This window comes from Streptomyces sp., assembly GCF_019510245.1.
In the GTDB taxonomy this organism is placed as follows: domain Bacteria; phylum Actinomycetota; class Actinomycetes; order Streptomycetales; family Streptomycetaceae; genus Streptomyces.
Genome location: NZ_JAEKKT010000164.1, coordinates 19,821 through 39,653 on the forward strand (window position 1 = coordinate 19,821; position 19,833 = coordinate 39,653).

General features: G+C 70.5%; 18 protein-coding genes and 4 pseudogenes. 13 read left to right on the plus strand and 9 right to left on the minus strand.

The features are described 5' to 3' along the window. The first annotated feature begins 232 nt into the window (after positions 1–232). Positions 233–2,701, plus strand: a complete 2,469-nt coding sequence (gene uvrA / locus JF597_RS31420; protein ID WP_294003102.1) for an excinuclease ABC subunit UvrA — start codon at positions 233–235, stop codon at positions 2,699–2,701. 195 nt (positions 2,702–2,896) lie between these two features. Here uvrA and JF597_RS31425 read toward each other — a convergent pair whose 3' ends face one another. The 5 genes from JF597_RS31425 to JF597_RS31445 all read right to left on the minus strand — a co-directional run bounded on the left by JF597_RS31425 (position 2,897) and on the right by JF597_RS31445 (position 6,497). Next, on the minus strand, positions 2,897–3,463 hold the full coding sequence (locus tag JF597_RS31425; protein WP_294003104.1) for a type 1 glutamine amidotransferase domain-containing protein: 567 nt from the start codon (positions 3,461–3,463) through the stop codon (positions 2,897–2,899). A 126-nt stretch (positions 3,464–3,589) separates the two neighbouring features. Continuing rightward, positions 3,590–3,919, minus strand: coding sequence for a DUF1931 family protein (locus JF597_RS31430; protein WP_294003222.1), 330 nt, complete (start codon positions 3,917–3,919; stop codon positions 3,590–3,592). Positions 3,920–4,052: 133 nt separating this feature from the next. After that, a complete protein-coding gene (locus tag JF597_RS31435) occupies positions 4,053–4,274 on the minus strand; it encodes a hypothetical protein (protein WP_294003107.1) in 222 nt (73 codons plus the stop codon). Positions 4,275–4,287: 13 nt separating this feature from the next. Continuing rightward, positions 4,288–5,133 carry an aldo/keto reductase gene (locus tag JF597_RS31440; protein ID WP_294003109.1) on the minus strand — a complete coding sequence of 282 codons (846 nt, stop codon included), beginning with the start codon at positions 5,131–5,133 and terminating at the stop codon, positions 4,288–4,290. A 98-nt stretch (positions 5,134–5,231) separates the two neighbouring features. After that, complete coding sequence (locus JF597_RS31445) at positions 5,232–6,497, minus strand: MFS transporter (RefSeq protein WP_294003111.1); 1,266 nt, start codon at positions 6,495–6,497, stop codon at positions 5,232–5,234. A 153-nt stretch (positions 6,498–6,650) separates the two neighbouring features. On the opposite strand from JF597_RS31445, the pseudogene JF597_RS31450 reads away from it, so the two are divergent. Then, positions 6,651–6,821 (plus strand): annotated as a pseudogene (locus JF597_RS31450) (LysR family transcriptional regulator); the annotation flags it as partial. Positions 6,822–7,234: 413 nt separating this feature from the next. Here the strand turns inward: JF597_RS31450 and JF597_RS31455 are convergent. Further along, positions 7,235–7,396 (minus strand): hypothetical protein, encoded by a 162-nt coding sequence (locus tag JF597_RS31455; RefSeq protein ID WP_294003113.1) that lies wholly within the window; start codon positions 7,394–7,396, stop codon positions 7,235–7,237. A 551-nt stretch (positions 7,397–7,947) separates the two neighbouring features. Here JF597_RS31455 and JF597_RS31460 point away from each other — a divergent pair. Further along, positions 7,948–8,187: a hypothetical protein gene (locus JF597_RS31460; RefSeq protein WP_294003115.1), complete on the plus strand. Its 240-nt coding sequence runs from the start codon at positions 7,948–7,950 to the stop codon at positions 8,185–8,187. Between the two features lie 58 nt (positions 8,188–8,245). Here JF597_RS31460 and JF597_RS31465 read toward each other — a convergent pair whose 3' ends face one another. Continuing rightward, on the minus strand, positions 8,246–8,410 hold the full coding sequence (locus JF597_RS31465) for a hypothetical protein (protein ID WP_294003117.1): 165 nt from the start codon (positions 8,408–8,410) through the stop codon (positions 8,246–8,248). A gap of 178 nt (positions 8,411–8,588) precedes the next feature. On the opposite strand from JF597_RS31465, the pseudogene grpE reads away from it, so the two are divergent. The 9 genes and pseudogenes from grpE to JF597_RS31510 all read left to right on the plus strand — a co-directional run. Then, positions 8,589–8,830 (plus strand): annotated as a pseudogene (gene grpE, locus JF597_RS31470) (nucleotide exchange factor GrpE); the annotation flags it as partial. A gap of 6 nt (positions 8,831–8,836) precedes the next feature. Further along, entirely contained in the window at positions 8,837–9,790 is a 954-nt protein-coding gene (locus JF597_RS31475) for a J domain-containing protein (protein ID WP_294003119.1), read from the plus strand. Continuing rightward, positions 9,787–10,194 (plus strand): chaperone modulator CbpM, encoded by a 408-nt coding sequence (locus JF597_RS31480; protein ID WP_294003121.1) that lies wholly within the window; start codon positions 9,787–9,789, stop codon positions 10,192–10,194. Before JF597_RS31475 ends, JF597_RS31480 begins: the two co-directional genes overlap by 4 nt. Beyond that, positions 10,185–12,829 (plus strand): annotated as a pseudogene (gene clpB / locus JF597_RS31485) (ATP-dependent chaperone ClpB). The gene JF597_RS31480 and the pseudogene clpB overlap by 10 nt, the downstream one beginning before the upstream one ends. Then, positions 12,826–13,272 carry a thioredoxin gene (gene trxA / locus JF597_RS31490; protein WP_294003123.1) on the plus strand — a complete coding sequence of 149 codons (447 nt, stop codon included), beginning with the start codon at positions 12,826–12,828 and terminating at the stop codon, positions 13,270–13,272. Before clpB ends, trxA begins: the two are co-directional and overlap by 4 nt. A 5-nt stretch (positions 13,273–13,277) precedes the next feature. Beyond that, the gene (locus JF597_RS31495; protein WP_294003125.1) at positions 13,278–13,541 is read left to right on the plus strand and encodes a UBP-type zinc finger domain-containing protein; all 264 of its coding nucleotides are present in this window, start codon (positions 13,278–13,280) and stop codon (positions 13,539–13,541) included. Further along, positions 13,541–15,355, plus strand: coding sequence for an FAD-dependent oxidoreductase (locus JF597_RS31500; protein ID WP_294003127.1), 1,815 nt, complete (start codon positions 13,541–13,543; stop codon positions 15,353–15,355). Before JF597_RS31495 ends, JF597_RS31500 begins: the two co-directional genes overlap by 1 nt. Before the next feature lie 48 nt (positions 15,356–15,403). Beyond that, positions 15,404–15,904, plus strand: coding sequence for an Hsp20/alpha crystallin family protein (locus tag JF597_RS31505; protein WP_294003129.1), 501 nt, complete (start codon positions 15,404–15,406; stop codon positions 15,902–15,904). Positions 15,905–16,452: 548 nt separating this feature from the next. Then, positions 16,453–16,845, plus strand: coding sequence for a DUF2267 domain-containing protein (locus JF597_RS31510; RefSeq protein ID WP_089512149.1), 393 nt, complete (start codon positions 16,453–16,455; stop codon positions 16,843–16,845). Between the two features lie 170 nt (positions 16,846–17,015). Here JF597_RS31510 and JF597_RS31515 read toward each other — a convergent pair. After that, positions 17,016–17,240: pseudogene (locus tag JF597_RS31515) on the minus strand (hypothetical protein); the annotation flags it as partial. Between JF597_RS31515 and JF597_RS31520 the strand changes: the two are divergent. Next, on the plus strand, positions 17,158–17,331 hold the full coding sequence (locus JF597_RS31520; protein ID WP_294003135.1) for a hypothetical protein: 174 nt from the start codon (positions 17,158–17,160) through the stop codon (positions 17,329–17,331). The pseudogene JF597_RS31515 and the gene JF597_RS31520 sit on opposite strands and share 83 nt — an antisense overlap. Positions 17,332–17,452: 121 nt before the next feature. Here JF597_RS31520 and JF597_RS31525 read toward each other — a convergent pair whose 3' ends face one another. After that, a complete protein-coding gene (locus JF597_RS31525; protein WP_294003137.1) occupies positions 17,453–19,804 on the minus strand; it encodes a SpoIIE family protein phosphatase in 2,352 nt (783 codons plus the stop codon). Positions 19,805–19,833 lie beyond the last annotated feature (29 nt).

A 19,833-nucleotide genomic window follows, 5' to 3' on the forward strand; every position in this document is an offset into this window, starting at 1 on the left:
GGCTACCCCGCGATCGCGAGTGCCCACAGGATGCCGCCGAGGTAACGCCGACGCTGCGTGACACGCTGGCCCCTGCCGGCAGGGGCAGGCGGTACGGGTCAGATCCTCCTCGTGGTGAGGCCTGGGGACACAGTTCCCTTCTCGCCCACCTACGCATCAACGGTGCCTGGGAGCGGGGCTCGGTGACGGCGCCCGTCGCGCGGTTGCCGACGCGATCAGGTAATCAGGAACGGTGAACGAGGACGCGACCGACCCCTTCGTACATGTCCGGGGCGCCGGTGAGAACAACCTGCGGAACATCGATGTCGACATTCCGCGGGACGCGATGGTCGCCTTCACCGGCGTCTCAGGTTCGGGCAAGTCCTCGCTCGCGTTCGGCACGCTCTACGCGGAGGCCCAGCGGCGCTACTTCGAGTCCGTGGCACCGTACGCCCGAAGGCTGTTGCAACAGGTCGGCGCACCGCACGTGCAGGAGATCACCGGACTGCCACCGGCCGTGGCCCTGCAGCAGCGACGCGGGTCGCCCAGCTCGCGCTCGACGGTCGGCACCCTCACCACGCTGTCCAATCTGCTGCGCATGCTCTACTCCCGCGCCGGCACCTATCCGCCCCGGGCCGCACGGCTGGAAGCCGAGTCGTTCTCACCCAACACCGCGGCCGGCGCCTGCCCGGAGTGCCACGGGCTGGGCGTCGTGCACGACGTCGCCGAGGACCTGCTCGTCCCGGACCCCTCGCTGAGCATCCGGGAGGGGGCGATCGCCGCCTGGCCGGGCGCCTGGCAGGGCGCCAACCTGCGCAGCGTCGTGAACGGCCTGGGGATCGACATCGACCGGCCGTGGCGCAGGCTCAGGAAGAAGGACCGGGACTGGTTGCTGTACACGGACGAGCAGCCCTCCGTGTACATCGAGCCGGAGGAGGACCGCGTCGACTACGGCTACCAGGGCAAGTTCTGGAGCGCCCGCAAGCACGTCATGCACGTCCTCGCCGACTCCAAGAGCGAGAAGATGCGCGAACGGGCACTCCGGTTCGTCAGGAGTGTGCCCTGCCCCGCCTGTCACGGCAGCGGACTGCGGCCCGAGGCGCTCGGCGTGACCTTCGCCGGACGTTCCATCGCGGAGATCAACGCGATGCCGCTCACCGAGGTCGTGGCGCTGCTGCGGCCCGTCGCCGGGCGGTCCGAGGCCGACGCCACCACGTCGACCGCCCGATCCGGGGAGACGACCGAGGTCGCGGTCCGGATCTGCGGCGATCTGGTCGCGCGGATCGACGTACTGCTCGACCTGGGCCTCGGATACCTCAGCCTCGGGCGCCGCTCGACGCCCCTGTCGCCCGGCGAGGCGCAGCGCCTGCGGATCGCCACCCAGCTGCGCTCGGGGCTGTTCGGCGTCGTCTACGTCCTCGACGAACCCTCCGCGGGCCTGCACCCGGCTGACGCGGAACCGCTGCTGGAGGTGCTTGACCGCCTCAAGGCGGCGGGCAACTCGCTGTTCGTCGTGGAGCACGACATGGACGTCGTACGGCGGGCGGACTGGGTGGTCGACATCGGCCCCGGCGCGGGCGAGGGCGGCGGACGCGTGCTGTACAGCGGCCCGGTCGCCGGTCTCGAGCGGGTCGGGGAGTCGGCCACGAGCCGGTACCTGTTCGGGCGCGCCCAGCCGCTCGATCACCGCCCGCGCACCCCGCACGGCTGGCTGCACCTGCGCGGCGTCTCCCGCCACAATCTGCACGACGTGTCCGTCGACGTACCGCTCTGCGTACTGACGGCGGTGACGGGCGTGTCCGGTTCCGGGAAGTCGACGCTGGTGACGCAGGTGCTCGCCGAGGTCGTCCGCGGCCACCTCGGACTCGTACCCGAGGAGCCCGACGAGGCGCAACTGGAGGTCGACGTCCAGGACGCGTCCGGGGTCGAGTCGTTCGACCGGCTGGTCCGGGTCGACCAACGGCCCATCGGCCGGACGCCGCGGTCCAACCTGGCCACGTACACCGGGATGTTCGACGCGGTGCGCAAGCTGTACGCGGCGACGGACGAAGCCAGGGCGCGCGGCTACTCGGCCGGGCGGTTCTCCTTCAACGTGCCCGAGGGGCGGTGCGAGACCTGCCAGGGCGAAGGATTCGTCGCGGTGGAACTGCTGTTCCTGCCCGGCACCTACGCGCCGTGCCCGACCTGCGAGGGCGCCCGGTACAACGCCGAAACGCTGGAAGTCACCTACCGCGGCCGGAACATCGCGGAAGTGCTGGCGCTGTCCGTCGACGCCGCCGCCACGTTCCTGTCCGCCGTCCCGGCCGCCTCCCGCAGTCTGGAGACGTTGCGCGAGGTGGGACTGGGGTATCTGCGGCTGGGCCAGCCCGCGACGGAACTCAGCGGCGGTGAGGCGCAACGCATCAAACTGGCCACCGAACTGCAGCGGGCCCGCCGCGGCCACGCGCTCTACCTGCTCGACGAGCCGACGGCGGGGCTGCACCCCTCGGACATCGCGCTGCTGCTGCGACAGCTGCACCGGCTCGTCGACGCCGGCAACACGGTCGTCCTCGTCGAGCACGACCTGGACACGATCGCCACCGCCGACTGGGTCATCGACCTCGGTCCGGGCGGCGGCGACGTGGGCGGGCGGGTGGTCGCGGAGGGCCCGCCGGCCAAGGTGGCGAGGGGCCGCCGCAGCGCCACCGCGCCCTATCTCGCGGCCCGGCTCGCGCGCTCCTGACGACAGCGCGAGGGGCTGAGCACCGGGCAGCCGGGTTCGGGGCGCGGGGGGTGCGGCGGCATTCGACGCGGCTGCGCGGCGCCACGGAACGGCAGTCGCAGGGAAGCGACCGCCCCCTGATCGCCCCGCGGGAGACGGGCCCAGCAGACCGCGGGCCCCACCCCACTGTGCGGCGCCCGCGACCAGGCCGCCGAGTCAGCCGGGTATGGGGTGGTGCGCCCGGGCGAACTGTTCCACGACGGCGGCGCAGAAGGCGGGCAGGTCGGTTGGGCCGCGGCTGGTGACCAGCTGCCCGTCGACGACCACCTCCTCGTCGGCGACGACCTCCGCGCCGGCGTTGCGCAGGTCGGTGCGGATGCTGGGCCAGCACGTCAGACGGCGGCCGCGCACGGCGTCGGCTTCCGCCAGGGTCCACGGACCGTGGCAGATCGATGCGACCGGTTTGCCGCTGGCCATGAAGTCCTTGACGAACTGCACCGCGTCGCGGTCCATGCGCAACTGGTCAGGGTTCATGGTGCCGCCGGGCAGGAGCAGCGCGTGGTAGTCGTCGACGGAGGCGTCGGCGACCAGGCGGTCCACCGGGAAGGTTCCGGCCGCGTTGAGGTCGAACTGGCGGGCCTGGATCTCGCCGGGGTGGAGCGAGACGATCTCGGTCTTCGCCCCTGCGCCCTGCAGCGCACCGCGCGGCTGGTCGAGTTCCACGCGCTCGACGCCGTCGGTGGCCAGAATTCCCACCCGCATCCCCCGGAGTTCCTGTGTCATGGTCAAGGCTCCCTTCACGAGTCGCTGGTCGTAGGCCGCGAGCGGTCGGGAGACCCGGCAGGGCCTGTCCGCCTCCCCACCGTCCGAGTGAGGACGAGTCCGGTGACCTGCAACGGGACGCGACCGCTACAGCAGCCGGTCGAACACCGCGGTCACGCCGTCCCAGTGGCTGGTCTGCGGGTTCTTGACGTCCGGATACACGATTTTGAACGTCTCGGCGAGGGCGACGCTGAGACCGCCGATGATCTCGGGGTAGCGCTCTTCGGTCTGCTGGGTGGGTGTCCTGTCGAGGGGAGGGTGCGCGGCGAGCTGTTCCAGGATCGGCTTCAGCTCGACCTCCTCGTCGAGCCGCCGGAACCGGTGGACGCTCTCCTGGAGGCCCTCGGTGATCGGCAGGTCCCACGGTTCGACGGTGTCCCGGCCGTTGGCCCTGGCCGATGCCTGGCCGACGACCAGGAGGTCCTAGAGCTTGGCGTCGACGAAGTCGCCTTACCGCTTCAGGGCGTTCTTGTCCACGTCGAGGCCCGCGGCGGCGCGGAAGAACCTCTCGAACTTCGACACACCCATCACGGTCATGCCTCTCGCCTCCTCACCGGGAACCGGACGGCGTCCTTCGCTCCCGCCGGCGTCGCCATCGGCTGTTACCGGTCGAGATTCGCAGAGCCCCCTGCTGGGCGCCTCCGCACTCCAGGCCGAAAAAGAACGCGCCCTCCGCGTCGGCCGCCCCCTCGACCGCCACACGCAGTGCGGTGAGGCTGGTCGACGGCGTGTGCAGCGAACCTCCCATGCCGACGACGAGCGGGCGCGTCATCCTGTCAACTCCTTCAGAGCATCTCCAGGGGCGTGGGCCCGCCGGGTGGCGGGAACGCCTCGTCGAGGGCGTCGAGCGCCTCGGCGGGAAGGCGGAGGTCCACTGCGCCGCGGTTCTCCCGAACGTGGTCGGGTGATCCGGAACGCGGGATCGCGGCCACCCCCTGTGCCAGCACCCAGGCGGATGCCACCTGGGCCGGCGTGGCTCCGAGGGCCCGGGCCACGGCATCCAGTGCCTCGACCTCCAGGAGCCGCCCCTGCTCGACAGGGGAGTAGGCCATGACCGTCACCCCCGCCTCGCGGCACCAGGGGAGCAGATCCCACTCGATGCCGCGCCGGGAGAGGTTGTACAGCACTTGGTCGACGGCCGCGGCGTCGCCACCGGGGAGGGTGGTCAGCTCGGCCATGTCGGCGACGCCCAGATTGCTCACGCCCCAGTAACGGATCTTCTCCGCCGCCAGCAGGTCGGTGAATCCCGCAAAGGTCTCCTCGAGCGGCCACCGTCCCCGCCAGTGCAGCAGGTAGAGGTCCAGCCGTTCCGTACCGAGCCGCCGCAGGCTGCCCTCGCAGGCGGCGACGGTGCCCTTCCGGTCGGCGTGGCCGGGCAGCACCTTGCTGACGAGGAAGACCTCCTCCCGGCGTCCCCGGAGGGCCTCCCCGACGAGTTCCTCGGCTGCGCCGTCGCCGTACATCTCCGCCGTGTCGACGACGGTCATGCCCAGGTCCACGCCCAGCCGCAGCGCGGCGATCTCCTGTTCGCGCCGGGCCGGATCCTCGCCCAGATACCAGGTGCCCTGCCCGAGCGCCGCGATCTCCTCACCGGAGGGGAGCGTGATCGTTCTGGCCGATTCCACGGACATCTCGGGCCTCCCGTCTGCCGCGGATCCGCGTCACCCGCTCCGGGTGCCCAGGTCCGCGCCTCCCAGACAACAGGTGTCGGATGCGCCGGAGAATGAGGTCAGGAGTGCCGAGCGGACGGCGCCGAGAGCTCGCCGGGACCGGGTGCGCCACCGCCCAGAGCGACGGCCACCGACACGACGGCGCCGCAGGAGAGGACCGTCGCGAAGCCGATCATCGCGGTCTGCACGGCGAAGTGCCGCAGGGCGATGCTGAACAGCACGGAGGGCAGGCCCATTCCGAGGTATGCGACGACGAAGAACACGGCGAGGACCCCCGCCCGTGAGGCGGGCTCGGCCACTGAACCGGCACGGTCGACTCCTCCCTTGAACAGCAGCCCGGAGCCGGCTCCCGAGAGGGACACGGCGACCAGGTAGAGCCAGAGCGCCGGGTGGTAGAGGGCGACGGCGCACAGGACCAGGCCTACCGGAAAGACCACTGCCCCCACGGTCAGGACCCGGGGCAGCGGGAGGCGTCCCAGCACCAGTTGGGCGGCCGCCGCGGAACCGAACATGAGGAAGGCCGCCAGGCCGACCACGAAATGCGAGTCGGTATGCAGGGTGCCGTGGAGCACGCTCGCCCCGAGTGAGGAGATCAGGCCGAGGATGGCGAAGGTGAAGGCGCCCAGCGCGCCGGCCGCGCCGAACGTCCGCCGGCCGCCGGGGCGCAGGACGAACCTCCTGGCCGGTTCGGCCGCGGGCAGCTCCTGGTCCACGGTCTCCGGGGTGCACAGCACCAGCGCCAGGCACACCGCCATGGCGAGCGTGAAGATCGCCTGGGCGGTGATCAGGGGAGTGGGAAGCCACTCGGCGGCGGCTCCGGCCACCAGGGGCCCTGATGCCAGGCCGCCGAGGTTGGCGGCGGTCGCCACGATGCCGGGCAGTACCGAACCCGTCCGGTCCGGACGGGCCTCGCGGTGGAGGTCGTGCAGGTAGGTCGTCGCGGTCGAGGCCATCAGCCCCAGTCCGACACCGTTCAGGACCCTGCCCGCGATCAGCCCCGGCAGGTCCCGCCACACGATCAGTACGACCGACGCGACGATGCCGACGAGCAGCGCCGGGACGATGATGCGGCGCCGGCCGAGCCGGTCCGACAGGTGTCCCAGTCCCAGGAAAGCCGCCGCCGCGCCCACGACCATCGAGGCGTACGCCACCGTGACCGTGGTCGCGCCGAAGTGGTCCCGGGCACCGTACAACGGCCACAGCGGGGTCGGAGCGGTACCGAAGGCCATCAGCACGGCGAAGGACACCGCCACGAACCAGAAGCCGGTCGTGTGCGGGGCGCGGCGCCGGGTGGGGACGCGGGGGCGGCAGGCCGGGGGAGGCATCGGTCGTGGGACGGCTCAGCGGCGTCGGTACGGCAGGCAGGAGTACCCCTCCTCGGGTGGAATTGGATGACGTCTTCCATCCTCCTCACCAGGCAGAATCAATGCCAACGAATGTTTTTGCTGGGTTCCAGCAATGTGAGTGATACTTCTGGTGTGGAGCTACGTCAGCTGGAGCACTTCATCGCGGTCGCCGAGGAGCTGAGTTTCACGCGTGCCGCCCGTCGGCTGCACGTGGTGCAGTCGGGGGTGTCCGCCGCGATCCGCTCCCTGGAGCGCGAGCTCGGCTGCGCGCTGTTCGAGCGCACGTCGCAGCAGGTCCGTGTGGATCCTTTCTCTCGTGGCTCGTGGGCCGACCGGACTTGTGCATGCCTGACTCGCCAGACGCAGGCCGTGCAGCCACCCGGTACGGGTGGAGCGGCATCAGCGCCTGCATAGGGCACGAGGCCGGTCTCTGCCGATCCGGTCGCCCTGGCCGGCCAGGGGGCAACTCCACCCGGCAGGCGGCGCTGTTCCTGCGAACCACGCGGCGCGTGGGCCCGTCGGCGGACGAGCCGGACGAACCCGTCGCTGTCCACGGCGCCTCCGAACTGCAATCCATCGCCGGTACCGCGCATGCACTGCCCCGAACGGTGAGCGAAATACCGACGCGAACCTCGCGGCCGGTGCCGAAAGCGCCGGTCACTTTCCGCCCTCTTCACCTTCCTCGGTAAAGGGACGCACCGCGTCCAGCAGGACCCTCAACGCACCGGTGAGCATCCCGACCTCGCGACGCGCTGGGCGTACCGGTCCTGCGGGGACTGCCGCTCGGCCTTCTCGGCCTGCTCGGCGGCGTTCGCCAGGACACGTTCGGCGGCCTGCGCCGCGGCGCGCAAGGCGGCACGTTCGATATTGCCGGGCATGTGCTCTCCCCTGGATTCGGCGGCTGGTCACAGAATTCCCCGGAACAACACCCCCGTCAGCCGGATTTCTCCTGGAACGCCACGGATGGCACGAGCCGGTACGAAGTGCCCCGGGACAGGTCGACTTCCCACGTTCTCCGGCGACCGTTGCTCGGCCCGCACCCCGGACGACGGGGGTTTCACAACACGCCCCGGCACCCTCGGCTCGATGCGGTCCACGATCTTCTCGGTTTCCTTCTCCTGTCCGTGGACGAAAAGCCAACGAGGGCTCTTCGGAACGTCGGGTGATTCAGCAGAGAGCGCCAAGGCTCAACTCACCGGGCGGTCGGCATCGGCGTGGGTACGCTGCGATCGACTCCACGGTCGGTGAATGCCATGCTGCGCTCCGGGCTTCGGATCGCCATCGGTGCACGGTGACCAAATCACGCGGTCGGAATCGACCCAGCGGGCTGAGACACCGCGGACGATTCTGCTGTCGGCACAGGATGATTGAGATGAGTCGGGGTACGCGTGCTGGCTGCACCGCTTCAACCCATCGGGCGGTGAACGGCATGACGGTGAAACTGAACGCGATGGCGTTCAACCACGCAAAGAAACTGACCGAAGAGGACCGCATCGTCCTGGACGACCGGGACGAGTGGAGCGAGCACCGGCCTTCGGCAGCGGACGAGAATGCCTACCTCGAGGTCTCCGCCGAGGTACGCGCCCGGCAGCAGAAATACACGGACATCGGGAACGCCGCCGCGCACCTGCACGGGATGCCGGACGGCAGGCGGGCCGGGGACCGGTGACAGTGCCGAAAGCGCACCACTTTCACCCGGTCCCCGGCGACGGTGTCGTCCACTGACGCTAGGCGTCGTCGCCCCGCTCGCCCTCCGCCTGGGACGGCTCGCTCCGTGGGACGTCCGGGTGCTGTTCCGCTGCGGTACGCTCACTCGCCTCGTCCCGCTCGCCCTCGGCCTGCGAGGGTGTGCGTGAGTACCAGCCGTCGTCATCAGGGGCTCGGGATTTCATGACGGGCCTCCTTCCGTCGCTTCGCTCACGTCCATCCTCCTCCCTCATGCCGTGATGCAGCGTCTGTGACCTCACCGTTCGAACGGTCCTGGATGCGAGTCGTCACTCGTACCCGGGCGAGGGCGGAGTGCGGCGTCAGCCGCCGACCACGGCGCGCACCGCCTCCTCGACCGGGGTGGGCGCGATCGTGGAGGGCATCCGAGCCGTACACGACCAGGCGGTGAACGTCCTCGAACTGCTCGGCTACCCGCGGCATGCGGAGACCGGCGTCGCCTTCGACCCGGCCCGGCACGAGGTGGTCGGCGTCGTCCAGGACCCCGACGCCCCGCCGGGCACGGTCGTCGAGGTGCTGCGCCCCGCTACGGGGACAGCGAGCGGCAGCTCAGGCCCGCCGCCGTGACTGTGGCGAAGCGGGAGTGACCGGACATGGCACGGGACTTCTACGAGGTGCTGGGCGTCTCGCGGACCGCGAGCCAGGACGAGATCCAGCAGGCATATCGCAAACTCGCCCGCAGGTACCACCCGGACGTCAACAAGGGCCCCGGGGCGGAGGAGCGTTTCAAGGACCTCAACGAGGCGTACAGCGTCCTGTCCGATCCCAAGACCCGAGCCCGCTACGACCGCTTCGGCGAGGATTTCCGTAAGATCCCGGAGGACTTCGACGAACGGGTCGCGGCGGGAGCGGGCGGCGGCTTCCGCGGTCGGAGGACCGCAGGCGGTGGAGGTCCGCGCGTCCGGTACGCCACCGGCTTCGGCGACGGCTTCGGCGCGGAGGGCATCGACATCGAGGACCTGTTCGGCTCCATGTTCGGAGCCGGCGCCGCCCGAGGCGGCGTCCCCGGAGCGGACCAGGAGGCCGAACTGCCGCTCACTGTCGAGGAGGCGTACCGAGGCGGTCGTCGCACCGTCACGCTCGCCGGTCCCACCGGGCAGCCGCGGCGATACGAGGTGGACGTGCCGCCGGGCGTCACCGACGGGCAGCGCATCCGGCTGGCGGGTGAGGGTGGCCAGGGCAGTGGTGACGCCGCCGCGGGCGACCTGTACCTGCGGGTGCGCATCCAGCCCCACCCCCGGTTCCGGCTGGACGGCCGTGACGTGCACGTCCAGCTCCCGGTCGCCCCGTGGGAGGCGGCCCTGGGTGCGACCGTGCCGGTGCCCACGCCCGGCGGCGGCACGGCCAAGGTCACGGTGCCCGCGGGCTCGTCCAGCGGTCGGCGGCTGCGGCTGCGCGGCGAGGGCATGCCGAACCCGCGGGGCGCGAACGGCGACCTGTACGCCGAGGTCCGCGTCATGGTGCCACCCACCCTCGGTGACCGGGAGCGCGAACTGTTCGAGGAGCTCGCCGCCACTTCCTCGTTCGACCCCAGGAGGACGCGATGAACGACCGACCCGCGGGAGCGGGAGGCATCGGCCGGGCCGGCGTAGGCGCCCGTCCGGTCCGAACGGGCGCCGACATCACCGCCTCGACGGCCGTCCGGTACGCGCTCGTGCCCGTCCCCAGGCTCTCCCTGGCCGCCGTGGCCCTGCGCTCGGGTCTCCACCCCGATCTGATCCGCCGGTTCGTCGCCCTCGGCCTGATCGAGGCCGAACGCGACTCCGCTGGGCGACTGGTGTTCGACCCCACGGCCCCGGCGGTTCTCGCCCGTATCCAGCGGCTGCGCACCGGACTCTGCCTCAACTACGCATCCATCGGCCTGGTGCTCGACCTGCTGGACCGCATCAGCATGCTCGAAGCCGCCCTGCGCCGCACCGGTACGAGGAGTGAAACACCCCCATGGACATGAACCGTCTCACCCAGAAGTCCCAGGAAGCCCTCCAGGAGGCCCAGAGCGCGGCCGTCGGCATGGGGCACACCGAGGTCGACGGGGAACACCTGCTGCTCGCGCTTCTCGATCAGGAGGACGGTCTGATCCCGCGGTTGCTGCAACAGGCCGGCACCGAGCCCAAGGAGCTGCGTGCGGCCGTGCGCGAGGAACTCTCCCGTCGCCCGAAGGTCACCGGCCCCGGCGCGGCACCCGGCCAGGTCTTCGTCACCCGGCGCCTGTCCCGCCTGCTCGATGCCGCCGAGCGGGAGGCGAAACGCCTCAAGGACGAGTACGTGTCCGTGGAGCACCTCCTGCTCGCCCTGGCCGAGGAGGGCTCGGCGACCGCGGCCGGGCGCCTGCTCAAGGAGCACGGCGTGACCCGGGACTCGTTCCTGAGCGTCCTCACCCAGGTCCGCGGCAACCAGCGCGTCACCTCCGCCAACCCCGAAGTGGCCTACGAGGCTCTGGAGAAGTACGGCCGTGACCTGGTCCTCGAGGCCCGGTCCGGGCGGCTGGACCCGGTCATCGGCCGTGATGCGGAGATCCGCCGCGTCACCCAGATCCTCAGCCGCAAGACCAAGAACAACCCCGTCCTCATCGGCGATCCCGGCGTCGGCAAGACCGCCATCGTCGAGGGCCTGGCCCAGCGCATCGTCCGCGGCGACGTCCCCGAGGGCCTGCGCGACAAGACGGTGTTCGCCCTCGACATGGGCTCCCTGGTCGCCGGCGCCAAGTACCGCGGCGAGTTCGAGGAACGCCTCAAGGCCGTGCTGGCCGAGGTGAAGGCCGCCCAGGGACGCATCCTGCTCTTCGTCGACGAACTCCACACCGTAGTCGGCGCGGGCGCCGCCGAAGGGGCCATGGACGCGGGCAACATGCTCAAGCCGATGCTCGCCCGCGGCGAACTCCACATGATCGGCGCCACCACCCTCGACGAGTACCGCAAGCACATCGAGAAGGACGCCGCCCTCGAACGCCGCTTCCAGCAGGTGCTGGTCGACGAGCCGAGCGTGGAGGACACCATCTCCATCCTGCGTGGACTGCGCGAACGTCTGGAGGTCTTCCACGGCGTGAAGATCCAGGACACCGCACTGGTCTCCGCGGCCACCCTCAGCCACCGCTACATCACCGACCGGTTCCTGCCCGACAAGGCCATCGACCTCGTCGACGAGGCCTGCGCCCGGCTGCGTACCGAGATCGACTCGATGCCCGCCGAACTCGACGAGGTCACCCGCCGCGTCACCCGCCTGGAGATCGAGGAGGCGGCCCTGTCCAAGGAGACCGACGCCGCCAGCAAGACTCGCCTGGAGGAACTGCGCAAGGAACGTCGGGCGCCGACCTGCGCGGCGAGGCCGACGCCAAACACGCCCAGTGGGAGGCCGAACGGCAGGCCATCCGCCGCGTGCAGGAGCTGCGCCAGGAACTGGAGCAGGTCCGTCACGAGGCGGAGGAGGCCGAACGCGCCTACGACCTCAACCGCGCCGCCGAACTCCGCTACGGCCGCCTCCAGGACCTGGAGCGCCGGCTGAAGGCCGAGGAGGAGCAACTGGCCGCCAAACAGGGGCAGAACCGGCTGCTGCGCGAGGTTGTCACCGAGGAGGAGATCGCCGAGATCGTCGCCGCCTGGACCGGCATCCCCGTCGCCCGTCTCCAGGAGGGCGAACGAGAGAAACTGCTGCGCCTCGACGAGATCCTGCGCGAGCGCGTCATCGGCCAGGACGAGGCCGTCCAACTCGTCGCCGACGCCATCATCCGCGCCCGCTCCGGCATCCGCGACCCGCGCCGCCCCATCGGCTCGTTCATCTTCCTCGGCCCCACCGGCGTCGGGAAGACCGAGCTCGCCAAGACCCTCGCGGCGGCCCTGTTCGACTCCGAGGAGAACATGGTCCGCCTCGACATGAGTGAGTACCAGGAGCGGCACACCGTCAGCCGGCTCATGGGCGCACCACCCGGATACGTCGGCTACGAGGAAGGCGGCCAGCTCACCGAGGCCGTACGCCGCAAGCCGTACTCCGTCGTGCTGTTCGACGAGATCGAGAAGGCGCACACCGATGTCTTCAACACCCTGCTGCAGGTCCTCGACGACGGCCGCATCACCGACTCCCAGGGCCGAACCGTCGACTTCCGCAACACCGTGATCATCTTGACCTCCAACATCGGTTCCGAGCACCTCCTCGACGGCGCCACCGCCGAGGGCGAGATCAAGCCCGACGCCCGCGCCCTGGTGATGGGCGAACTGCGCGGGCACTTCCGCCCGGAGTTCCTCAATCGCGTCGACGACATCGTGCTGTTCAAACCGCTCGGCGAGCGGCAGATCGAGCGGATCGTGGAACTGCAGTTCGATGAACTGCGGCAGCGGCTCGCCGAACGCCGCATCACCGTCGAACTCACCGACGCGGCCCGAGAAGTGATCGCCCACCAGGGCTACGACCCGGTGTACGGGGCCCGGCCGCTGCGCCGCTACATCTCCCACGAGGTCGAGACGATGGTCGGGCGCGCCCTTCTGCGCGGTGACGTCCAGGACGGCGCGACGGTCCGCGTCGACGCCGAACACGGAGAGCTGGTAGTCACCTACGACCAGCCCGAGGACATCAAGGGAGCGCGGGCGGCATGAGCACGATGCAGGCGACGACCGTCAGATGTCCCCACTGCGGGCGCACCAACCGGGTGCCCGTGGCTGCGGAGGGCCGCCCCAAGTGCGGCCACTGCAAGCAGCCCCTGCCGTGGATGGTGGACGCGGGCGACGACGACTTCACCGAGGTCGCCGAGCGGGCCGACGTCCCCGTCGTGGTCGACCTGTGGGCCACCTGGTGCGGCCCCTGCCGCATGGTCAGCCCCGCACTGGAGAAGGTCGCCACCGATCTCGCCGGCCGCATCAAACTCGTCAAGGTCGACGTCGACAAGAACCCGCGACTGTCGCAGCGTTTCGAGGTCCAGGCCGTGCCGACACTGCTGATCCTCGACCAGGGCGAGACGGTCGCCCGGCAGGCGGGGGCGGCGCCCGCCCCCGCTCTGCGCCGATGGGTGGAACAGTCGATCACCGCCCGGAGAGGGTGATCCGGATGACCCTGCATGCAGACCCCCACCTCGCGCTTGTCCGGCGGGTCCAGCCGCTGACCACAGAAGGGTGTCAGGAGTGTCTGAGGCTCGGCTCCCCGTGGGTCCACCTGAGGCTCTGCCTGACCTGCGGGCACGTCGGCTGCTGCGACTCCTCGCCGAACAAGCACGCTCGCAAGCACGCGGCCGCCGTCGCCCATCCCGTCGTGCAGTCGTTCCAGCCCGGCGAGGACTGGCGCTGGTGCTACGTCCACGAGGCGCTCGTCTGATGTCCGGCGACCAGGCGCTGCCGGGCGCAGAACCGGCGCCGGAGGAAACGGGCAAGGCCGCCTTCTGGGAGACCCCGGACATCTACGGCGCGTATCCGCGCCTTACGGAGGACCAGACAGCACGTCTGGCGGAGCACGGGCAACGCCGGAGCATGGCGCCGAACGACGTGCTGATCCGGGAGGGGGAGCGCTGCGAGACGTTCTACGTCGTCCTCAGCGGTTCCGTCGCCGTCGTCGAGGACTACGGCACTCCCGAGGAGCACCTGCTGCGCGTGCACGGCCCCGGTCGCTTCATCGGCGAACTCGGCCTGCTGTACGGACAGGTGGCCTTCTACACCGCTGTCGCCAAGGAGCCCGGCGAGGTCCTCGTCGTTCCCCTGGACCAGTTGCGCCACCTGGTGTCCCAGGACTCCAGCATCGGGGACGTCGTGCTGCGCGCCTGTCTGGGCCGTCGCGCGCTGCTCGTCGGACAGGGCGCCGGCTTCCGCATCATCGGCTCGCGCTACTCGCCCGACACCAGACGGCTGCGCGAGTTCGCCGTCCGCAACCGGCTACCGCACCGCTGGATCGACCTGGAGACCGACGAGGAGGCCGAGGAGCTGCTGCGCCGCTTCGGCGTCGGCCCGGCGGAGACACCACTCGTCATCTGGCGGGACACCACCCTGTTGCGCAACCCCAGCAACGCGGAACTGGCCCGACTCATCGGCCTGCCGTCACTACCCGCCGGAAACCGTCACGGCGACGTCCTCATCGTAGGCTCCGGGCCCGCCGGCCTCGCTGCCGCGGTGTACGCCGCCTCCGAGGGCCTGAGCACCACGGTGGTGGAGGCGATGGCCACCGGGGGCCAGGCCGGCACGTCGTCCCGTATCGAGAACCTCCTCGGCTTCCCGTCCGGCATCTCCGGCGCCGAACTCACCGAACGCGCCGTGCTCCAGGCCGACAAGTTCGGCGCCAGGATCAGCCTTCCGCAGGAGGCGACCGGTCTCCATGCCAAGGACGAGGACCACTACGTGGTGGCGTTCGCCGACGGCAGCGAGATCGCGGCCCGCGCCGTCGTCCTGGCCATGGGTGCCCGCTACCGCCGGCTCCAGGTGCCCGGCATCGAACGCCTGGAGGGCACGAGCGTGCACTACTCGGCGACCGTCTACGAGGCCCAGCAGTGCCGCACCGACCCGGTGGCCGTCGTCGGCGGAGGCAACTCGGCAGGCCAGGCGGTGCTGTTCCTCGCCGGGTACGCGCCGAAGGTGCACCTGCTGGTCCGAGGAGCCGGCCTTGAGGCCAACATGTCCCGTTACCTGGTCGACCAGGTCGAGCGCCATCCGGGGGTGGAGGTCATGCTGCACACCGAGGTCACCGAGGTCATCGGCCAGGAGGTGCTGGAGGAGCTCGACGTGGTCGACAACCGCACGGGCGGGCACCGCCGGCTCGCGGTACGGAGCCTGTTCGTCTTCACCGGAGCCGACCCTCACACCGAGTGGCTCGCCGGCACCATCGCCCTCGACTCCCGCGGCTTTGTCCTCACCGGGCCGGAGGCCCAGGAAGCCTGCGCCTCCCCCCAGGTGTGGCACGGCCGCGGGCGTTCGTGCATGACCCTGGAGGCCAGCCTGCCCGGGGTCTTCGCGGTAGGGGACGTCCGCAGCGGCTCGGTGAAGCGGGTGGCCTCCGCGGCCGGTGAGGGCGCGATGGCCATCCACTTCGCGCACCGGCACCTGGGGCACTCGGCCGCACCCGGCACCACGGGCACGTCCGCTGTCGCGGGCCACTTGGACGTCTCCCCACGCATACGTCACAAGGAGTCCGCATGGCTCACATGACGAATGGCGAACGATGAGATCACGAGATGGAAGAAGGAGGCGATGGCGATGGCCATGCCCGTCCGGCGCCACCGCGGTGGCGGCCTGCAGGAAAGGCCCGTCTGGGCACCCACCCCTGTCAATCCCCTGGTCGAGTTCGACGAACTGCTCAGCCAGATGAGCGGCCTGCTGGAGTCGACGGTGGGCGCGGCACCCGCGGCCGTGTGGACGCCTCTCGCGGACGTGTCGGAGTCCGAGGACGCCTTCCACATGGAGATCGAACTCCCCGGGGTGAAGAGCAAGGACATCGACGTAGAGGCCAACGGCCCCGAACTCGTGGTCACCGGAGAGATCAAGGAGCGCGAGCGCAAGGGTGTCCTGCGCCGCAGCACCCGCCGCGTCGGAGCCTTCGAGTACCGATTGCGGCTGCCCGGAGAGCTGGACACCCACAAGATCAAGGCTGAGATGCAGGACGGAGTGCTCAGCATCACCGTCCCCAAGACCGACGTCGCAAAGCCGCGGCACGTCGAGATCACCGAGGCGAGTGGAAGTACCGAGAGCAGCGGCTGAAACGCAAGCGCCGCGGTTTCGGGCACCCATCCGGCACCGCGGCCGGGCCGGCGAGGCTCGACACCCCTCACGGCGGCGAAGACGCGCTACGTGGCGCCCCACCGTTGGTGGTTCTTCCTGCCTTTCTCGCTGCCCTTCTTCGTGGCGTACGCGGGAGCGAACTCGGCCCGTCTGACAGTGAGCGAGGTTCTGAAAATCGCCGACCGCACCGCCCGCCGCCGGGAGTAGGAGCGCGCCGGAGTTCGCCGCCACCGCCCCGGGCACCGGACCGGGCAGCACCCTGTACTCCCGAGGACGGCCGGCACCGCGGGTACGGCAAGTCGTACGTCCGCCATGGCCGAACAGCGCCTCGACGACGAGATCGAACAGATATCCCACGCGCTCCGCCCCGGGCGCTTCCGCCGTGCTCTGCGTGAGTCCGGCGGGAGTCTCGGGCCAAGGGCCTTGCGAGCGGCATCTACGCGCCGCCGGACGGACCCGGCCGGCCGGACGGCGCACTGGGCGATCCCCAGGTGACCAGCGGTGACCAAGGCAGAAGGAAGTCAGTTATGAAATATGACGGATTCCTCGCCCGTGTGCGCGAGCGAGGCGAATACAACGACCAGGACGAAGCCGCGGACGTCACCAACGCCGTGCTGGAAGTGCTGGCCCAACGGATCAGCCCGGGAGAGGTCAAGGACCTCGCATCCCAGCTGCCCGGCCCGCTGGGACAAGTCCTGGACCATGCCACGCCGCAGCAGGCGCGAGGATTCGGGATCGAAGAGTTCTACCGCCGGGTCGCCGAGCGCACCCATGCCCGGCCGCGTACGGCGCAGTGGGACGCCAGCGCGGTTCTGACCACCGTGGCCGACGCTGTCACCGGCGGAGAGCTGAATCAGATCATCAGCCAGCTCCCGTCCAGTTACGCGGTCCTGTTCGGCAAGGCCGACCTCGCGGACTGAGCCCGTGAGGCGTGGTGTTGTCGAGGGTGTTGATCGTCTGACAGTCGTGTGGGATGGATTCTGCAGGCCGTCACCGGGGGCCCTGCAAGCGCGGGTATGGCGCTGCAGATGCGGGGCACCATACCGGCGCCGCTTCCCGGAGACCGAGCTACGCTCGGCATCCACCGACGTCAGCGTCTGCGTCGCCGCAGTGCCGGCGCCACGGCTGTGCCCTCCGACTCTTGCGGTGACGGATCAGGGGGCTGCCACTCGAACATCAGAATCGTGGCGTCGGCGCTGCCTTTGTTGTGTCGATGCTCGAGGATGGCATGGATGAGCGGGCGCAGCATTTCTGGGGCGCTCCGCCCTGCTGCGGTCGACCGGATGATGTGGTCGGTGAAGCGCTCCAGGCCGAACGGGCACGCTGATCAACGCGCCCGGGCCGACAAGCCGTCCGCTCCCTTCAACGCCTTCTTCCGCATGGTCTTCGGTGTCCTCCTGCGCTGATCGCGGCCAGCCGCTGAAGACTTGTACACGACGCCACCCGCACCAGGTGCTCCGCCGACCTCCCGAGACGGGCGCGGGAAAGCCAGAGCGCCTCTGTGCACGACTCCTTGTCGGAGGGGCGCTATGGGCGCTGTGAGGGGAAGGTCTGCTCGGTCCAGACCGTCTTCCCGTCGTTGGTGTAGCGGATACCCCAGTTCTGTGCGAGCTGCGCGCAGATGAACAGGCCGCGGCCGCCTTCGTCGACCGTTCGTGCGTGGCGCAGCCGCGGAGCGGAGATGCCGGAGTCGTGGACCTCGCAGGTGAGCTTCCGGTCGTTGATGAGGCGCAGGTGTACGGGCGGCGCGCCGTACCGCAGGGCGTTGGTGACAAGCTCGCTGACGACTTCCTGCGTGTCGTAGGCGGTGTCCTCGTCCACGCCCCAGTCGGCGAGTTGGCGCCGGGCGTGGCGCCGCGCGACGGCGGGGGCGGTGGGCTCATCGTCCAGCGGCCAGGTGGCTACGCGGTCGGCGGGGAAGGAGTGGGTGCGGGCGAGGAGAAGGATGGCGTCGCCGGGAAGGGCATCGATGCGGAGTCGGTAGAGGATGTCGTCGCACAGGTCCTGCAGGGGTCGGTCGGTGTGGGCGAGCAAGCGCTGGAGCGGCTGCGTGCCGCTTGTGCCGTGCTCGGGCCGTGCCGCAAAGAGAAGCGAGGTCGTGTAGAGGGCGAGGACCTCTCCTTCGGCCAGGGTGACGGCGGTTGTGGCGTACGGGGGCCCTCCACCGCCGCCGAGGGCACCACCCGCAGCCAGCTCGACCACTCGGGTGCCGGAACCGGGGCCGGCGACGACGGGCGGCGGGTGTCCGGCGGAGGCGATGGTGCACGTCTGAGCGAACGGGTCGTAGAGCACGCACAGGCACGTCGCGCTGAGGGGCTGGCTGCGCACGGGGTCGCCGAGTGGCAGCGCCCTCCGCTCCCACGCGAGACGGGCCATGGTGTCGTCGAGCCGGGCGAGGAACTCGTCGGGTTCCAGGTCCAGTGCGGCGAGCGACTGCATGGCGGTCCGCAGCTGCCCCATGGTGACGGCGGTGTGGATGCCATGGCCGGCGACTTCCCCCACGACCAGGGCCGTACGGGCGCCGGGCAGGGCGCAGGCGTTGGACCAGCCCCCGGCGCCCCGGTCGTCGGCCACGTACAGGTCGGCGGTCTCGATCGCGGTCTGCGAGGGAGGAGCCGGGGGCAGCAGATGGCGCTGCAATGTCGCTGCGATGGTGTGCTCGCGGGTGTAGCGGCGGGCGTTGTCGATGCTCAGGGCGGTGTGCGTGGCCAGTTCCAGGGTGAGGGCGAGTTCCTTCTCGTCGAATCCGCCCAATCGCTGGGTGCGGTAGAGGCTCAGCAGCCCGAGCGCCTTTCCGCGCAGCGTCAGCGGTGTGACGAGCAGGGCGCGTGCGCCGGATGCGCGAATCGCTTCGGCCCGCGCCGGATCGGCCGCCAGCCAGGGCGTGTCGGGGCCGAGGGCGATCGTGCGGGGCTTGAGGTCGGCCAGCGCCTGCGCGTACGGGGTCGGGAACGGCAGCGCGCGGACATCTCCCACCGGATGCGCCCGGGCCTGCTGGTCTCCGCCGCTGTTCCCGAAGGCGGCCCGACGCAGGGGCACACCCCGTCCCAGAGGGCTCAGCGGTGGTTCCTCTCCACGCACCACGGGCTCCACCACTTCCACGACGGCGATATCGGCGAACCCGGGGACCAGCGCGTGGACCAGTTCCTGGCAGGTGACCACGACCTCCAGGGTTTGTCCCACCCGCTCCCGGACGGCATACAGGGCCTGGACTCCGCGGCGTGCCTTCTCCTGATCCGTCACGTCGTGGGCCACGACCACCGCCCTCGCTACATCCCGCAGGGGAAGCACGGTGACCGTATACGCGGGCGGGGGATCGCCGTTCGGGTCCGTCCACATCACGTGGTCCCTCGTCGAAGTACCGTCCGTCATGGCCTGGCGCAGCATGTTCTCCAGTTCGCCGGGGGAGGCAAGAGGCCACGCATCGGTGAGGGGGCGTCCTTGGATCTGCGGTGCGCTCGCGCCGGACAGGGCCTGAGCTGCCGCGTTGGCCGACACGACGTGCAACTCCTCGTCCACCACGAACAGAGCCTCTGCCATGTGGGCGGACAGCGCATCGAGTACCGCGCTCTCGATGCCGGGCACCATTCCGTCCGCAGGTGGGAGAAAGATCCCCCACGTCACCGAACCGTCGTCCCGCAGCACCGGCCGCACATGCAGGCCACCGCCGGCGGCGCCCACTGCAACATCAAGCAGGCCGTCATCCCTGCAGCGCTCCAGGTCACCACCACCTGGCGCGGGGACAGGGCTGACCAGGTCGGTCGCCGGCCGCCCGACCACCTCGCCCGCCGGCCGCCCCCACAACTCCTCCGCCTGGTGGCTCCACTGCACGACCACGCCCCCGCCGTCCACGACCATCAGCGGCGTCTCGCCGGCCATGGAAACCACCTCCGCCTTCCAGCTTGCCC

Excerpts from the sequence above, each read along its gene's own strand:
- JF597_RS31480 (WP_294003121.1), top strand. The coding sequence starts at position 9,787 with ATGAACGACCGACCCGCGGGAGCGGGAGGCATCGGCCGGGCCGGCGTA.
- JF597_RS31445 (WP_294003111.1), bottom strand. The coding sequence starts at position 6,497 with ATGCCTCCCCCGGCCTGCCGCCCCCGCGTCCCCACCCGGCGCCGCGCC.
- trxA (WP_294003123.1), top strand. The coding sequence starts at position 12,826 with ATGAGCACGATGCAGGCGACGACCGTCAGATGTCCCCACTGCGGGCGC.
- JF597_RS31460 (WP_294003115.1), top strand. The coding sequence starts at position 7,948 with ATGACGGTGAAACTGAACGCGATGGCGTTCAACCACGCAAAGAAACTG.
- JF597_RS31465 (WP_294003117.1), bottom strand. The coding sequence starts at position 8,410 with ATGAAATCCCGAGCCCCTGATGACGACGGCTGGTACTCACGCACACCC.
- JF597_RS31440 (WP_294003109.1), bottom strand. The coding sequence starts at position 5,133 with ATGTCCGTGGAATCGGCCAGAACGATCACGCTCCCCTCCGGTGAGGAG.
- JF597_RS31425 (WP_294003104.1), bottom strand. The coding sequence starts at position 3,463 with ATGACACAGGAACTCCGGGGGATGCGGGTGGGAATTCTGGCCACCGAC.
- JF597_RS31495 (WP_294003125.1), top strand. The coding sequence starts at position 13,278 with ATGACCCTGCATGCAGACCCCCACCTCGCGCTTGTCCGGCGGGTCCAG.
- JF597_RS31525 (WP_294003137.1), bottom strand. The coding sequence starts at position 19,804 with ATGGCCGGCGAGACGCCGCTGATGGTCGTGGACGGCGGGGGCGTGGTC.
- JF597_RS31435 (WP_294003107.1), bottom strand. The coding sequence starts at position 4,274 with ATGACGCGCCCGCTCGTCGTCGGCATGGGAGGTTCGCTGCACACGCCG.
- JF597_RS31500 (WP_294003127.1), top strand. The coding sequence starts at position 13,541 with ATGTCCGGCGACCAGGCGCTGCCGGGCGCAGAACCGGCGCCGGAGGAA.
- JF597_RS31475 (WP_294003119.1), top strand. The coding sequence starts at position 8,837 with ATGGCACGGGACTTCTACGAGGTGCTGGGCGTCTCGCGGACCGCGAGC.
- JF597_RS31520 (WP_294003135.1), top strand. The coding sequence starts at position 17,158 with ATGAGCGGGCGCAGCATTTCTGGGGCGCTCCGCCCTGCTGCGGTCGAC.
- JF597_RS31455 (WP_294003113.1), bottom strand. The coding sequence starts at position 7,396 with ATGCCCGGCAATATCGAACGTGCCGCCTTGCGCGCCGCGGCGCAGGCC.
- JF597_RS31505 (WP_294003129.1), top strand. The coding sequence starts at position 15,404 with ATGGCCATGCCCGTCCGGCGCCACCGCGGTGGCGGCCTGCAGGAAAGG.
- JF597_RS31510 (WP_089512149.1), top strand. The coding sequence starts at position 16,453 with ATGAAATATGACGGATTCCTCGCCCGTGTGCGCGAGCGAGGCGAATAC.